The sequence below is a fragment of the Phaeobacter sp. JH20_02 genome, from assembly GCF_048056915.1.
In the GTDB taxonomy this organism is placed as follows: domain Bacteria; phylum Pseudomonadota; class Alphaproteobacteria; order Rhodobacterales; family Rhodobacteraceae; genus Phaeobacter; species Phaeobacter bryozoorum.
Map to the genome: position 1 here is coordinate 25,700 of NZ_JAYMVP010000023.1, position 14,502 is coordinate 40,201.

Below are 14,502 nucleotides of genomic sequence, written 5' to 3' on the forward strand. Positions count from 1 at the left end.
AGCCTAGAGCCACGAATAAAGGCGCCCGCGATGCGAGGCGCCTTTTTCTTGATTATTCGCGCATTGTGGCAGGTTCAGTCGCTGTCGCGGCCTTCGGTGTCAGACATGTCAAAGCCGAGGTGACGGGCGACGGTAAAGATATCCTTGTCGCCACGACCACACATATTCATCACGATGATATGGTCTTTTGGCAGATCCGGTGCGATCTTCATCACATGCGCCAGTGCATGGCTTGGCTCAAGCGCCGGGATGATTCCCTCCAGCGCACAGGACAGCTGAAACGCTTCCAGCGCCTCCTTATCGGTGATGGAGACGTAGTTGGCGCGGCCGATATCATTCAGCCAGGCGTGTTCCGGCCCGATCCCCGGGTAGTCCAGTCCGGCAGAGATCGAAAAGCCCTCAAGGATCTGCCCGTCGTCGTCCTGCAACAGGTAGGTTCGGTTGCCGTGAAGCACCCCCGGGCGACCGCCAGTTAGAGATGCGCAATGCTGCATCTTCTCGTCAACACCCTTGCCGCCGGCCTCAACCCCGATGATGTTGACCGATTTGTCATCAAGGAAGGGGTAGAACAGGCCCATGGCGTTCGATCCGCCACCGATGGCCGCAATCACAGTGTCAGGCAGGCGACCCTCCCCCTCCTGCTCCGCGAGCTGCCAGCGGACCTCTTTGCCGATCACGGCCTGGAAGTCGCGCACCATCGCCGGATAGGGGTGTGGGCCAGCCACCGTCCCGATGCAGTAAAAGGTGTCGTGGACGTTGGTCACCCAGTCGCGCAGCGCGTCATTCATGGCATCTTTCAGCGTTCCACGCCCCGAGGTGACCGGGATCACCTCAGCACCCAGAAGCCGCATACGGAAGACATTGGGCGCCTGACGCTGCACATCATGAGCGCCCATATAGACCACGCATTTCAGGCCGAACTTGGCGCAGACCGTTGCTGTTGCAACACCATGCTGCCCGGCGCCCGTCTCGGCGATGATCCGGTTCTTGCCCATGCGGCGGGCGAGCAGGATCTGCCCCAGAACATTGTTGATCTTATGCGCGCCAGTGTGGTTCAGCTCATCACGCTTCAGATAAACCTTAGCACCGCCGAGATGGTCCGTCAGCCGCTCGGCGAAATAGAGCGGGCTGGGGCGACCCACATAGTTCTTCCAAAGGTCATCCATCTCCGCCCAGAAGCTTGGATCATCCTTGGCGCGATCATACTCCTCTTCCAGGCTGAGGATCAGCGGCATCAGGGTCTCGCTGACAAACCGTCCCCCGAAAATACCAAACCGTCCCTGTTCGTCGGGACCGTTCATGAAGCTGTTGAATAGATCTTCGGCCATGGTTCTTTCCTTCTTCGCGGCGCTCGATATGAGTATAGCGCAGCCTGCCCCGGGTAAAGAGAGGTGCAGCGGATTATCGAGGCTGATGCGCAATGTCGCGGCGCTGGTGTTGGATCGCCGGAGCCAAGGTGCCGCTCAGCGGCGTGGCGCACCGGCGGCTTCACAGAATGCACGAATGCGGGCCGGATCCTTCACGCCAACCGTGCTCTCTGCACCGGAGGCCACATCGACCTGACGCGCGCCGGTGACCCGGATCGCCTCGGCGACATTCTCAGGCGTCAAGCCGCCTGCCAGCATCCAGGGCCGCCGCCAGTATTTCTTGCGCGCCAGCAGACCCCAGTCAAAGATGACCCCATTGCCGCCGGGAAGAACGGCCCCCTTCGGCGCCTTGGCATCGACGAGAATCTGGTCCGCAACGGATTCGTAGGCTTCGATCCCCTGGATATCCTCAGCATTCGAGACTCCTAGAACCTTCATCACCGGCAGGCCGTAGCGTGCTTTGACCTGCGCAACCCGCTCTGGCGTTTCCTGCCCGTGCAACTGAATCATGTCCAATGGTACAACACTGGTGATTTCATCCAGCAGGGCGTCATCCGGATTGACCACCAACGCGACCTTGCACAAGCCCATCGGCGCCTCAACAGCAAGTACCGCAGCCTCCTGCGGGGTAACAGACCGAGGGGATTTCGGAAAGAAGTTGAAACCAATATAGGCGGCGCCCGCCTCAGCCGCAGCCGCGATGTCGCCCGGCGTTTTCAGCCCACAAATCTTGACCCGAATGTCCATGGGGCGTCAGCTCGCTTCGTCGAGAATAGCGAGGACCTCGTCCTTGCCCTCGTGTTTCTGCTTCTTCAGGCGATTGACCTCGCGCGAGAGCTTCTTCGCCTCGCGAGCCTTCAGATCTGCTTCGCGGCGATGTTTGTGTTCACGCAGCCATTCGATGATGAAGCCGATGATCAAACCAACCGCAATGCCACCCAGAACCACCACAAACAGCGGCAACGTGATCTGAAAATTATATCCCAGAAGTTCGGCAAAAGCCGTGGGCATCAGTTTGAGTTCAACCAGCCCCCGGTTCGCCAAAGAAACAGAGATAAGGGCGATAGCAATCACCCCAAGATAGGCATAGCGAATATAGCGCATCAGGCTTTTCCGTTCAGGCGATCCCTCAAGAGTTTACCTGTCTTGAAGAACGGCACGTGTTTTTCCTCAACATGGACCGTTTCGCCGGTACGGGGATTGCGACCAACCCGCGCATCCCGCTGTTTCACCGAAAAGGCGCCAAAGCCCCGCAGCTCCACACGATCACCGCGCGCCATTGCGTCGGTCACCTCTTCGAACACGGTATTCACGATCCGCTCCACATCACGCTGATACAGGTGCGGGTTTTCGTCTGCAATCTTCTGGATCAATTCCGAGCGGATCATCTCTCGGCCCTCCCAAGCCAAGCTAGGCACAGTTTCTATCCACCGACTATAGGTACAAAACCTCAAACCGGGAACAGTGGATACGGGCCTGCCCCGCAAATAAGTCAGCGTTTGCCTATCATTAGGCTCGTTCAGGCGGCTTTCACCCACAAAGCAGAGATGGGGCACGCCGGATTCATCTGCAAGGGTCGGGACAGATTTTGTGATTCGCAGTCAGGCCCGGCGGTGTTTTCCCCCCGCCTGCCGCCACGGGAGGGAGGATTGGCCTGCGACAAAAAGAAACGGCCCCACCCAACAGGGCAGGACCGTTCATACTCGTCAGCCTAGGCTGGCTGCTGAAATCAGTCGCCTGTTTTCAGCGCTGCGCCGAGGATATCGCCCAGCGATGCGCCGGAATCCGAGGAGCCGTACTGTTCGACAGCTTCTTTTTCTTCCGCGATTTCGCGTGCTTTGATCGACAGGCCCAGACGGCGGGTCTTGCTGTCCACGTTGGTCACGCGCACATCAACCTTGTCACCAACCGAGAAGCGCTCAGGGCGCTGTTCGGCACGGTCACGCGACAGATCGGAGCGGCGGATGAAGGACTTCATGCCTTCGTATTCCACTTCGATGCCGCCTTCTTCGATGGCGGTGACGTTCACGGTCACGATGGAGCCGCGCTTCACGCCGCCCACGGCTTCTGCGAACTTGTCGCCGCCCAGGGCTTTGATCGACAGCGAGATACGCTCTTTCTCGACATCCACTTCGGAAACAACGGCCGAAACCATGTCGCCTTTGCGGTAGTTCTGAATCGCGTCTTCGCCGCGCTCGTCCCAGCTGAGGTCGGAGAGGTGAACCATGCCGTCGATGTCGCCGTCGAGGCCAATGAACAGACCGAATTCGGTGATGTTCTTGACTTCGCCTTCGACCTGGGTGCCCTCGGGGTGAGTCTCAGCAAAGACTTCCCACGGGTTGCGCATGGTCTGCTTGAGGCCCAGGGAAACGCGGCGCTTGGCACCGTCGATTTCCAGAACCATGACGTCGACTTCCTGAGAAGTGGAGACGATCTTGCCCGGGTGGACGTTCTTCTTGGTCCAGGACATCTCGGAGACGTGAACCAGACCTTCGACGCCCGGCTCCAGCTCAACAAATGCACCGTAATCGGTGATGTTGGTGACGCGACCCTTGTGCACGGAGGACAGCGGGTATTTGGCGCCAACCAGATCCCACGGATCTTCCTGCAGCTGCTTCATGCCGAGGCTGATGCGGTGGGTGTCTTTGTTGATCTTGATGACCTGAACCTTGACGGTTTCGCCGATCGACAGGATCTCGGAGGGGTGGTTCACACGGCGCCATGCCATGTCGGTGACGTGCAGCAGGCCGTCAACGCCGCCCAGGTCAACAAACGCACCGTATTCGGTGATGTTCTTGACGACACCGTCCACTGCCTGGCCTTCGGACAGGTTGCCGATAACTTCGGCGCGCTGCTCGGCGCGGGACTCTTCGAGGATCGCACGGCGGGACACAACGATGTTGCCACGACGACGGTCCATCTTCAGGATCTGGAACGGCTGCTTCAGACCCATCAGCGGGCCAGCGTCGCGCACGGGGCGCACGTCAACCTGCGAACCGGGCAGGAAGGCAACTGCGCCGCCCAGATCGACGGTGAAGCCGCCTTTGACACGACCGAAGATCGCACCTTCGACGCGCTGGTCGTCTGCGTATGCTTTTTCCAGGCGATCCCATGCTTCTTCGCGGCGGGCCATCTCGCGGGAGATAACTGCTTCGCCACGGGCGTTCTCAGCAGCGCGCAGGAAGACTTCTACTTCGTCGCCAACAGAGATTTCGGGAGCTTCGCCAGGGTTTGCGAATTCTTTAAGCTCAACGCGGCCTTCCATTTTGTAGCCGACGTCGATGATGGCCTGGCCCGCTTCGATTGCGATGACCTTGCCTTTTACGACAGACCCTTCTTCGGGTGTGTCCATTTCGAAGCTTTCGTTCAGGAGGGCTTCGAATTCCTCCATCGATGTGTCTTGAGCCATGTGGTCTCAGGTTTCCTTTACAAATCGGTTTTATCTGGCCGGGCGGTTGTCTCCGCCGGTCTTGAAGATTGGTCCGTATGAGGCGCAGCACATGCCGGTCTGATCAGACAAACACAAAGGGCCGAGGTATGCCCCGACCCTGCTCAGAATGCCGCCCGTGCGTTAACCGCCTCTATAGTGACAGCGCGCTTAGTATGCGGATTCCCCCTTCGGCGCAAGGGAAACCGTCATAAATCTCCGCAAAGGACGGGCCGGCACACCGACAATAACCGCTGGAACGAGCAAAAACACGCGAGGTTTCGCTCTGCCATGGGACGCAACAGCGGCTTATCGCCGTGACATGGCTATCTGATCTGCCCTACAAACTGCGGATTAGGGATTGCCGACGGCCGCTAGCGGCGTGCCTCAATGGCTGCAATGGCCATCGCCACAGCTTCCTCAATGCTCAACGCGCTGGTGTCCAGGATCACCGCATCGCTGGCAGGTTTCAGAGGCGACTCGGAACGGTTTGTGTCGCGTGCATCGCGGGCCTTCACATCTTCCAGCACCTCGGCAAAGCTGGTGGGGTTTCCAGCAGCCATCAGCTCCTGCAAACGTCGCTGCGCGCGCACTTCGGCGCCTGCCGTCACGAAAAGCTTTGCCTGCGCACGCGGGCAGATCACGGTGCCGATGTCCCGCCCGTCCAGCACCGCGCCCCCAGCCCGACGGGCAAAGGCGCGTTGAAAATCGACCAGGGCCGCGCGCACTTCAGGGATCACAGCAACCTTTGAGGCGGCCTGGGCCACCTGTGCCGTACGCAGTTCAGGGCGCTCAAGATCCTCAGGCAGCAGCGCAAGCGCGGCCTCAATCGGCTTATCACCTGCGAGCATCCGCGCGCCAACGGCACGATAGAGCAGCCCGGTGTCCAGGTGACCAAAGCCGAAATGAGCCGCAACCGCCCGCGATATCGTGCCCTTACCCGCAGCAGCGGGGCCATCAACTGCGACCGTGAAGCTCATGACGGGGTCTCTAGCCGTGCCCCCAAACCGGTCATCAGGGACGTGAAAATCGGAAAGGAGGTGGCAATTGGCGTGCCATCGTCAACCGTCACCGGTTTCTGCGCGCCCATGCCCATGACCATGAAGGACATTGCAATGCGGTGATCGAGAAAACTCTCGCAGGTGCCGCCACCGGGCACACCTTCCGGACCGAGACCAGAGACCGCCCACCAGTCGTCGCCCTCCTCGACCATCACGCCGTTGGCCCGCAGGCCACGGGCCATCGCGTCGATCCTGTCGCTTTCCTTAACGCGCAGCTCCTTCACACCGGTCATCATCGTTTTGCCGGTGGCAAAAGACGCCACCACAGACAGAACCGGATATTCGTCGATCATCGAGGCGGCGCGTTCTGGCGGAACATCAATCCCCTTCATTTCAGGCGAATAGCGTGCGCGCAGGTCGGCCACCGGCTCCCCACCCTCTTCGCGCATGTTTTCAAAGGTGAGATCCGCGCCCATATCCTGAAGCGTGTAGAACAGCCCCGCCCGCGTCGGGTTCAGGCCGATACCGGGGACCAGCACATCAGATCCGGGAGTGATCAACGCAGCACATACCGGGAAGGCCGCGCTGGAAGGATCACGCGGCACCGCAATGACCTGCGGCTTCAATTCGGGCTGTCCTGTCAGCGTGATAACGCGCCCCTCATCGGTATCCTCGACAGTGATTTCGGCGCCGAAGCCTGCCAGCATTCGCTCAGAGTGGTCGCGGGTCGCCTCTTTCTCGATCACCACCGTCTTTCCGGGTGCGTTCAGACCGGCCAGCAAGACTGCGGATTTCACCTGCGCCGAGGGCACCGGAACGGTGTAGCGCACGGGGGTTGGATCCGCGGCACCGACAATCGTCATCGGCAGACGTCCGCCCGAGCGGCCAACAGACTGCGCACCAAACAGGGCCAGCGGATCGGTCACCCGCGCCATAGGCCGCTTGTTGAGGCTGGCATCGCCGGTAAATGTTACTGTGATGGGAGAGGTCGCCATAACCCCCATGATCAGGCGTACGCCCGTACCGGAGTTGCCGCAGTCGATCACCTGATCCGGCTCAGCCAGACCACCGACGCCGACGCCATGCACCGACCAGTTTCCGCCACCATGGTTGATGACCTCCGCCCCCATCGCCTGCATCGCCTTGGCTGTATCCAGGACATCCTCACCTTCCAGCAAGCCCGAAATCTTGGTCTCGCCAACGGCCAGCGCCCCAAGGATCAGCGAGCGATGCGAAATCGACTTGTCGCCTGGAACCTCAGCCATGCCGGTCAGCGGATCGGCGCGGTGCGAGGTCATCGGGATGGGCGTACCGTGTCCGGACATGAGGAACCTTTCGAAATGCTAGCGTTCACAATTGGACCTACCCAATCGCTCGGTTTCGGTCCAGCGTGTTTTCCCGCTGCCGCCATTCCCGGCAGAATATCGTGTTCGTCGGGCGGGCGCGAATGAGATCAGAGGCGACGGAAGATCATATAGTGGGGCGTACGGCCTTCGCGCAGGGCCTTTTGCTCATAGCGGGTCGAGATCCAGTCATCCCAGGCCACGCGCCAGTCATCCGGCCCCTCTGCCAGCCACTCGAATCCGGCCTGCGGCACCTCTTCCATGGTTTGGCGGACATAATCGGGGATATCGGTTGCCACCCGGAAGATCGCGCCCGGTTTCAGGCATTTTGCCAGCGGCTCGAGATGCTCTTGGGTCACGAAACGGCGACGGTGATGGCGGGCCTTAGGCCAGGGGTCGGGGTAGAGCAAAAAGGCACGGGAGATCGACTGTTCCGGCAGAACATCCATCAGGTCGCGTGCATCGCCGTGATGGACCTTTATATTGTCCACCCCCGCGCGGCGGATCTTGCCCAAGAGCATAGCGACACCGTTGATATAGGGTTCTGCGCCGATGATCCCGACATCCGGGTTCGACTTCGCCTGATGCACCAGATGTTCGCCGCCGCCGAAACCAACTTCCAGCCAGACATCGCGCCCTCCGAACATCGCCGCCAGATCAAGATCGGAGCGATCGGGGTTCACGTCCCAGCCAACAGCGCCCGGGCTGAGTGAGGCGAGATCTTCGTCGATGTAGCGCTGCTGGCTGTCTTTCAGCTGCTTGCCTTTGAGCCGCCCGTAAAAGTTCCGCCAGGGCGCACCGCTCTGATGTTTGTCAACCGCATTGGGCCGGCTGTCGCCAGTAGGCGCCGGGGTGGGTTTGCTGTCATCAGACATCGGGAGACTTTCCTATCGCGCGTTCAAAACCTGGCCGCCCCTCTGCCCCATGCTTGCGTCTGGGTCAAGTCAGCCGGCAATAGATGCTGTTCGGGGCAGGCCCTATCAAGGCTTCTCGCGCAGCACCCCGGCCGCCATCAGCCGCAACCGGGTCGGGTACCAGACGTCCTCGGGCTCGGTCTTCAACGTTTCGATCGCAAAGGCCGGATCAACACCGCGCTGCATCATATACTTCAGATGCCGAAAGACCTCCGACTGCGTGTCGCGATAGATCCAGGTGCCGAACTCAAAGGGCGTCGCCCAGTTCTCATCCTTGCGCCACAGGCGATAATAGCTCTGCACCGCTTTGGGCGCCCAATCACGCTGATGAAAGCCGATCTTTGATCCCAGCGTCATCTGGCGACGATCACCGGCCAGAAAGATATCGACGCAGGCGCTGATACATTCGCCGACCACCCAGGTATCAAGCGCGTGGCCCTGAACGATGTCGGCAATCGTCTCACCTGCGTAGACGCTGCCGCCGCCGCTATTGAGCTGCAGCCGTGTTATGGCCGGGTTCGCATCAAGGATTTCACGGAAGGGTTCGATATCATCATCCGTAATCTCACCGGCTGTCTCCTGAGATATGCCATCCCCGTTGTCAGCAAACTGGGCGTCGGTGTCATAGATCAGCGTATTGCCGTCTATCTTGAACTTCGCGGGCAGCGTCTCGCGGGCCATGGCGGGGCCAAGCCCGGTGAGGCCGACAGACATCAGAGCGACAAGTCCAAGCAAGCCGCATCGCGCAGCCCTGGCAGGGGCGCGTTGAGAAAATAACAGAACATGACGAAGACAGGGCAAACGCAATTCCATGTAGATCCGGGTTCGCAGCTATATTGCCAGCAAAGCGCCCGATCTTCCACGTCTTTTGCCAAGGCCGTTATGAGCGGCTACGGCCGGATGAAAAAAAGGCGGGGACTTCCCCGCCTTGGTCGTATTTGTCTCATCGCCTAATGGCGTCAGATCGCTTTTGTCAGCGCGTCGACCAGATCGGTGCGCTCCCAGCTGAACCCGCCGTCTGTGTCAGGCTCACGGCCAAAATGCCCATAAGCCGCTGTTCGCTCGTAGATCGGTTTGTTCAAGCCGAGGTGATGACGAATGCCACGAGGCGTGAGGTCCATGATCTGATCAATGGCCGCCTCGATCCGGGCCGCATCAACATCGCCGGTGCCGTGGGTATCCGCATAGATCGACAGCGGCTTGGCCACGCCGATCGCATAGGACAACTGGATTGTACATTTATCGGCGAGGCCCGCAGCGACGACGTTCTTGGCCAGATAGCGCGCGGCATAGGCGGCCGAACGGTCGACCTTGGTCGGATCCTTGCCGGAAAACGCGCCGCCGCCATGAGGCGCCGCACCACCGTAGGTGTCCACGATAATCTTGCGACCGGTCAGCCCCGCATCCCCATCCGGTCCGCCGATGACGAATTTTCCCGTCGGGTTGACGTGCCATACCGTCTCATCCGTCAGCCAGCCATCCGGCAGGGTTTCGCGGATATAAGGCTCGACGATGGCACGGATATCGTTGGAGGTCAGCGTTTCATCGAGATGCTGTGTCGACAGAACCAATGAGCTGACGCGTGTGGGTTTGCCGTTTTCATAGACCACCGACAGCTGCGATTTTGCGTCCGGGCCAAGCGTCGGCTCGGAGCCATTCTTGCGCACTTCCGCAAGCCGGCGCAGGATCGCATGGCTGTACTGGATCGGGGCCGGCATCAGCGCTGGGGTCTCATTCGTGGCAAAGCCAAACATGATGCCTTGATCGCCGGCACCCTCTTCCTTGTCGGCGGCCGCATCAACACCCTGTGCGATATGGGCAGACTGCTCGTGCAGCAGATTGGTGATTTCGACGGTTTCGTGGTGAAACTTGTCCTGCTCGTAGCCGATGTCTTTGATACAGGCGCGGGCGATTTCGTCGATCCGGCCCATGTAGTCGTGCAGTTTGTCCTGATCCGACAAACCCACTTCCCCCCCGATCACCACGCGATTGGTGGTAGCAAAGGTTTCGGCCGCAACGCGGGCCTCAGGCTCTTCGCTCAGAAAGGCGTCAAGAACAGCGTCCGAGATACGGTCACAGACCTTATCCGGATGGCCCTCGGAAACCGATTCCGAGGTGAAGGTATAATTCGTGCGGGTCATGAAAGGTGCTCCGTTGGGTTTAGCCTGCCACGCCAGGAAGCCGTTGTGGCAGTAATCGATCCGCAGTACGCGGGGAGACGTGTGTCGTCAATCTATAAAGCCGAGAGGTTAAGCAGCTATGACCCGCGCGCAACTGTGGTTCTGCGTCGCAGCGCCAACCCGCCGAGGAGGATGCAGCCGAGAAACACTGGCAGGTCACCGGTCCGCGAATAGAGCGTAGGGGGCAGCGGCGCAGGCAGCGCTGCGTCCAGATAGCCGGCCTCCCCCAAAGGCAGCGCATCCAGGACGCGGCCATGTGGATCAATCATTGCCGAGATGCCGGTATTGGCAACCCGCACCATGGGCAGCCCCTGCTCAATAGCACGCATCCGCGCCTGGACCAGATGCTGATACGGACCGGAATAGGTGCCAAACCAGGCATCATTGGTGATCTGAATCAGCAGATCAGCCCGGTCCGGTGCCCCGTTCACATCCTGTGGGAAAACCGCTTCGTAGCAGATCAGTGGCAGCGCTTTGCCGACCGGCAGATCCAACAGCCGCGGTCCCGGCCCCGATGCGTAACCTGCCCCGGCCTGAGAGGCGAACCCATGGACGCCAATACGCGCCATCAGATTGCCAGCTGGAATATACTCGCCAAAGGGAACCAGATGCGCCTTGTCGTAGATCTGGCCAACGTTACCAGCGCCATCCAGTAGGATTGCTGAATTGTAATAGCGGCCCTCTTCCCGGCGCTGGATGCCCAGCAGAACTGGGGTAGTTCCAGCCGCATCAGCAATCTCGCTCAACACGTCATCCGCATAATTCAGCATCAACGGAACGGCTGTTTCAGGCCAGACAATCAGATCGACGGGCTGTCCGCTGCGAGCTGGCGCGCGCGAATAGTCCAGCTGGCGATCAACAAACGACCAGCGCAGATCCGGGTGCCATTTCTCGTCTTGGGGCGCATTGGGCTGAACGAGACGAATAATCTTACCCGTCAGCATGGCAGAGGGCTGCTGCGGCATCAGCAGGATAGCCCCACCGACAAGCAGCATGGGCAGCAGCGCAACGACCGGACGACGCGATATCAGCCCTAGCGGTACAGTCGCAACGAGGGTGAAGAAGGCTAGACCATGTGGCCCGATCCAGGGCAGCAGCCCTGCGGCAGGCGTATCAATCCAGAATTGCCCGAACGCTGCCCAGGGCAGCCCGGTGAGGACATAGGCCCGCGCAAACTCGGCAAGCGACAGCGCGGCAATCAGCAGGACGATCCGGTTGCCACCGCGCCTGAGCCGAACAGCCAGACCGAACGCCAGCGCCCAAAACAGCGCCAATCCGGCGGCAAGACCGACGACGGCAAAGGGCGCCATCCAGGCGTAGCGTTCTGCATCAATTTGAAACGGCTCGTAGATCCAGATCATGCCGACGGAAAAATAGGCCGTCCCCAGAAGCCAGCCGAAAAGTGCGCCCTGCCGGGAGGTCGAAAGCTGAAGCAGTTGATATCCCACTGCGCCCAGGCAGGACGGAGCCAGCCAGAGCATATGGAACGGTGCAAGCGCGAAGGCCAGAAGACCACCCGCAGCAACCGCCGTGACCAATGGTAGAATGACCGGCCGCAGCCCGACATACCGCCGGACCGCAGCAATCATCCCGAACAATCGGGCAACCGCACCCGCAGGCGTTTGATCCGGCGCGGGTCGGCGTCCATAACCTCGAACTCAGGCCCGTCGGGATGCTGGATGACCTCACCCCGTGCAGGGACGCGTCCTGACAGCATGAAGACCAGACCGCCAAGGGAATCGATCTCCTCGCCGTCGACGTCATCGTGACTGGTCAGCGACCGACCGATTTCATTCTCGAACTCATCCAGCGGGGTACGTGCCTGCGCGACATAACAGCCCTGTTTCTCACGGAACCAGGTCTGATCTTCGCCCGCGTCATGTTCGTCCTCAATTTCGCCGACAACCTGCTCGATCAGGTCTTCGATGGTCAGCAAACCATCAACACCGCCATATTCATCAATCACCAACGCCATGTGGCGACGCTCTGCCTGCATTTTTGTCAGCAGAACGCCAATCGTCATGGACGGCGGGACAAACAGCAAAGGACGCACCATAGCGTCCAGCGCGAAATCGGCATCGGTGCCGTTAAAACCGTGCATCAGGGCAAAGTCCTTGAGGTGGACAAAGCCGATGGGTGTATCCAGCGTGCCCTCGTAGACGGGGATGCGGGTAAAACCGCTTTCGCGGAAGACCTGAACAAGTTCATCTTTCGGAGTCGAGGCCGGGATTGCCACGATTTCCGCTGCGGGAATGGCAACGTCCTCGACCCGCAAACGCCGCAGATTGATCATCCCGTGCGGCTGGTTCGCCAGGCGTGTTTCCGGTCCGGAATCCACGTCTTCCTCGCTTTCGGTCGGAGTAAAGGAGCTGAAAATACGCCCCAGAAACCCCGTCGATTGTCCAGCCGCTGCGGTGTCGCCAGCGCTGTCCTTGTTCTCCAGCGCGCCCTGCGCTGCGTTAGAACTTCCGTCTATATCGTCCATCGTTCCTATCCGATACGCCCGTGATTGGGGCTGTCATCCAATGTATATGGGTCATCGATACCCATTTTGCCAAGTATCTCCACCTCAAGACCTTCCATCAAAGTGGCGTCCGGGTCACGAATGTGATCGTAACCCAAAAGATGCAACACTCCGTGAACGATCAGATGACGCAAATGGTCGGCCAATGGCTTGCCAGCGGCCTCGGCCTCGCCTGCGCAGGTCTCATAGGCAATCGCAATGTCGCCGAGCGGTATTTCGCCGGTAAAATCCGCCTCGGGTCGCAGCGGGTCACCCCCCGGTTCCTCGGCGGCAAGTTCCTCAGCTGGCCAGCTGAGCACATTTGTCGGCTTGGCCTTCTGACGGAACTCAGTGTTCAATTCCATGATCCGCGCATCATTGCAGGCCAGCAGGGATAGTTCGCAGTCGTCCGGATCGAGATTGAAATGCGACAGCGCCGCATCAACGGCCTGCTCGGCATGCGCTGACAAGCCGATGTCCTGCCAGCGAGCGTCTTCAATGGAGATGTCGAGAGTCATAGTCCAGTCTCAATGCCAAGGCAGCCCGTTCCGACAGGTCCGGGAGAGCGTTTCTTGGGTGGTTTTCCATGAAGGCCCCAACCCAATATGAATTTGCATCCCCCTCGTTCAGCGACCGAATGCTGGTTCAGACGGATTTCTCATCCGCCTCATAGGCCTCGATGATGGCCGCCACAAGCGGATGTCGCACCACGTCACGAGATGTGAAGTAGTTAAAGCTCACCTTGGGGATTTTGCTTAGCAGACGTTCCGCATCCGCCAGCCCCGACGCCACGCCGCGCGGCAGGTCAACTTGGCTGCGGTCGCCGGTGATGACCATGCGCGATCCCTCACCCAAACGTGTCAGGAACATCTTCATCTGCATGGTGGTGGCATTCTGCGCCTCATCCAGAACAACAAAAGCATTGGATAGCGTACGCCCCCGCATAAAGGCCAGCGGCGCGATCTCGATCTGTTTTTCTTCCAGCAGCTTCGCCAACTGTTTGCCGGGTAGGAAATCATTCAGCGCGTCATAGAGCGGCTGCATATAAGGATCGACCTTATCTTTCATGTCGCCGGGCAGATAGCCGAGCTTCTCGCCCGCCTCCACCGCAGGGCGGCTGAGGATGATCTTGTCGACATGCCCGGTAATGAACATGCTCACGCCAACAGCAACAGCAAGATAGGTTTTGCCGGTGCCAGCCGGACCGATCCCAAAGGCAAGCTCATGTTCGAACAGCGACTGGACATAGGCTTTCTGAGCGTCGGTACGTGGCTCGACGAGTTTCTTACGCGTCTTGATCTCAACCTTGCCGCCCCGGAACATCTCCAGCTGGCTGCCGGGATTTTCCACCTGCTCCTGTCCCATCCGCAATTCACGATCAATATCGCCGGCCTCAACACTGCGGCCGGTTTCCAACCGGTCATATAGCGCTGCCAGAACCGCCGCGGCCTGATCGCGGGCGGCTTCTTCTCCCAGTACTGAGAGTTGATTGCCGCGCCGGACAATCTGAACACCAAGCGTCTGCTCGAGCGTCGCGAGATTGCGGTCGTATTCACCGCACAGATCAATCAGCAGTCGGTTATCAGGAAATTCGAGCAGCGCCTCATGTGAGGAATCCTGCTCATGCGATGGGGTCAAAGTGCCAATGGCCAATCCGGTCTCCTGTCTTTGACGTTGCTCTTTCAGTGTGCCTCTCCGGTCGCCCCTGCGCAAGCTACGCGTCGGCAATTTCACGCGATTGAAACAAAATGGCCGCCCGAAAAGGAC

Annotated in this window: 14 protein-coding genes and 1 riboswitch; all 14 genes read right to left on the reverse strand. The window is 59.8% G+C overall.

Annotation, left to right across the window (positions count from 1 at the left end):
* Window positions 1-74: 74 nt before the first annotated feature.
* Window positions 75-1,328, reverse strand: coding sequence for a tryptophan synthase subunit beta (gene trpB / locus VWY34_RS12335; RefSeq protein WP_416543303.1), 1,254 nt, complete (start codon window positions 1,326-1,328; stop codon window positions 75-77).
* Between the two features lie 135 nt (window positions 1,329-1,463).
* Window positions 1,464-2,114 (reverse strand): phosphoribosylanthranilate isomerase, encoded by a 651-nt coding sequence (locus VWY34_RS12340; RefSeq protein ID WP_416536528.1) that lies wholly within the window; start codon window positions 2,112-2,114, stop codon window positions 1,464-1,466.
* A gap of 6 nt (window positions 2,115-2,120) precedes the next feature.
* Window positions 2,121-2,471, reverse strand: coding sequence for a LapA family protein (locus VWY34_RS12345; RefSeq protein ID WP_340544448.1), 351 nt, complete (start codon window positions 2,469-2,471; stop codon window positions 2,121-2,123).
* Window positions 2,471-2,755 carry an integration host factor subunit beta gene (gene ihfB / locus VWY34_RS12350; RefSeq protein WP_008560927.1) on the reverse strand — a complete coding sequence of 95 codons (285 nt, stop codon included), beginning with the start codon at window positions 2,753-2,755 and terminating at the stop codon, window positions 2,471-2,473. Before ihfB ends, VWY34_RS12345 begins: the two co-directional genes overlap by 1 nt.
* 341 nt (window positions 2,756-3,096) lie before the next feature.
* Complete coding sequence (gene rpsA / locus VWY34_RS12355; RefSeq protein ID WP_340544437.1) at window positions 3,097-4,776, reverse strand: 30S ribosomal protein S1; 1,680 nt, start codon at window positions 4,774-4,776, stop codon at window positions 3,097-3,099.
* A 392-nt stretch (window positions 4,777-5,168) separates the two neighbouring features.
* Window positions 5,169-5,774: a (d)CMP kinase gene (gene cmk / locus VWY34_RS12360; protein ID WP_416545463.1), complete on the reverse strand. Its 606-nt coding sequence runs from the start codon at window positions 5,772-5,774 to the stop codon at window positions 5,169-5,171.
* Window positions 5,771-7,120 carry a 3-phosphoshikimate 1-carboxyvinyltransferase gene (gene aroA / locus VWY34_RS12365; RefSeq protein ID WP_416545465.1) on the reverse strand — a complete coding sequence of 450 codons (1,350 nt, stop codon included), beginning with the start codon at window positions 7,118-7,120 and terminating at the stop codon, window positions 5,771-5,773. The genes cmk and aroA overlap by 4 nt, the downstream gene beginning before the upstream one ends.
* Before the next feature lie 128 nt (window positions 7,121-7,248).
* Window positions 7,249-8,013, reverse strand: a complete 765-nt coding sequence (trmB, locus tag VWY34_RS12370; RefSeq protein WP_416545467.1) for a tRNA (guanine(46)-N(7))-methyltransferase TrmB — start codon at window positions 8,011-8,013, stop codon at window positions 7,249-7,251.
* Between the two features lie 105 nt (window positions 8,014-8,118).
* Window positions 8,119-8,766, reverse strand: coding sequence for an ATP-dependent Clp protease proteolytic subunit (locus tag VWY34_RS12375; RefSeq protein ID WP_416545469.1), 648 nt, complete (start codon window positions 8,764-8,766; stop codon window positions 8,119-8,121).
* A 245-nt stretch (window positions 8,767-9,011) separates the two neighbouring features.
* The gene (gene metK / locus VWY34_RS12380) at window positions 9,012-10,193 is read right to left on the reverse strand and encodes a methionine adenosyltransferase (RefSeq protein WP_340544431.1); all 1,182 of its coding nucleotides are present in this window, start codon (window positions 10,191-10,193) and stop codon (window positions 9,012-9,014) included.
* A 6-nt stretch (window positions 10,194-10,199) separates the two neighbouring features.
* Window positions 10,200-10,248: riboswitch (SAM-SAH riboswitch) on the reverse strand.
* A gap of 61 nt (window positions 10,249-10,309) precedes the next feature.
* The gene (gene lnt, locus VWY34_RS12385) at window positions 10,310-11,821 is read right to left on the reverse strand and encodes an apolipoprotein N-acyltransferase (RefSeq protein WP_416545471.1); all 1,512 of its coding nucleotides are present in this window, start codon (window positions 11,819-11,821) and stop codon (window positions 10,310-10,312) included.
* A complete protein-coding gene (locus VWY34_RS12390; protein ID WP_340544429.1) occupies window positions 11,818-12,717 on the reverse strand; it encodes a hemolysin family protein in 900 nt (299 codons plus the stop codon). The genes lnt and VWY34_RS12390 overlap by 4 nt, the downstream gene beginning before the upstream one ends.
* Window positions 12,718-12,722: 5 nt before the next feature.
* Complete coding sequence (ybeY, locus tag VWY34_RS12395; protein WP_416537249.1) at window positions 12,723-13,253, reverse strand: rRNA maturation RNase YbeY; 531 nt, start codon at window positions 13,251-13,253, stop codon at window positions 12,723-12,725.
* A 127-nt stretch (window positions 13,254-13,380) separates the two neighbouring features.
* Window positions 13,381-14,388 (reverse strand): PhoH family protein, encoded by a 1,008-nt coding sequence (locus tag VWY34_RS12400; protein WP_416536521.1) that lies wholly within the window; start codon window positions 14,386-14,388, stop codon window positions 13,381-13,383.
* Window positions 14,389-14,502: the final 114 nt, after the last annotated feature.

Bases quoted from the DNA above. Each gene is read 5' to 3' on its own strand.
- ihfB (WP_008560927.1), bottom strand. From the start codon at position 2,755: ATGATCCGCTCGGAATTGATCCAGAAGATTGCAGACGAAAACCCGCAC.
- aroA (WP_416545465.1), bottom strand. From the start codon at position 7,120: ATGTCCGGACACGGTACGCCCATCCCGATGACCTCGCACCGCGCCGAT.
- VWY34_RS12340 (WP_416536528.1), bottom strand. From the start codon at position 2,114: ATGGACATTCGGGTCAAGATTTGTGGGCTGAAAACGCCGGGCGACATC.
- cmk (WP_416545463.1), bottom strand. From the start codon at position 5,774: ATGAGCTTCACGGTCGCAGTTGATGGCCCCGCTGCTGCGGGTAAGGGC.
- lnt (WP_416545471.1), bottom strand. From the start codon at position 11,821: ATGATTGCTGCGGTCCGGCGGTATGTCGGGCTGCGGCCGGTCATTCTA.
- ybeY (WP_416537249.1), bottom strand. From the start codon at position 13,253: ATGACTCTCGACATCTCCATTGAAGACGCTCGCTGGCAGGACATCGGC.
- VWY34_RS12390 (WP_340544429.1), bottom strand. From the start codon at position 12,717: ATGGACGATATAGACGGAAGTTCTAACGCAGCGCAGGGCGCGCTGGAG.
- rpsA (WP_340544437.1), bottom strand. From the start codon at position 4,776: ATGGCTCAAGACACATCGATGGAGGAATTCGAAGCCCTCCTGAACGAA.
- VWY34_RS12375 (WP_416545469.1), bottom strand. From the start codon at position 8,766: ATGTCTGTCGGCCTCACCGGGCTTGGCCCCGCCATGGCCCGCGAGACG.
- VWY34_RS12345 (WP_340544448.1), bottom strand. From the start codon at position 2,471: ATGCGCTATATTCGCTATGCCTATCTTGGGGTGATTGCTATCGCCCTT.
- trmB (WP_416545467.1), bottom strand. From the start codon at position 8,013: ATGTCTGATGACAGCAAACCCACCCCGGCGCCTACTGGCGACAGCCGG.
- trpB (WP_416543303.1), bottom strand. From the start codon at position 1,328: ATGGCCGAAGATCTATTCAACAGCTTCATGAACGGTCCCGACGAACAG.
- metK (WP_340544431.1), bottom strand. From the start codon at position 10,193: ATGACCCGCACGAATTATACCTTCACCTCGGAATCGGTTTCCGAGGGC.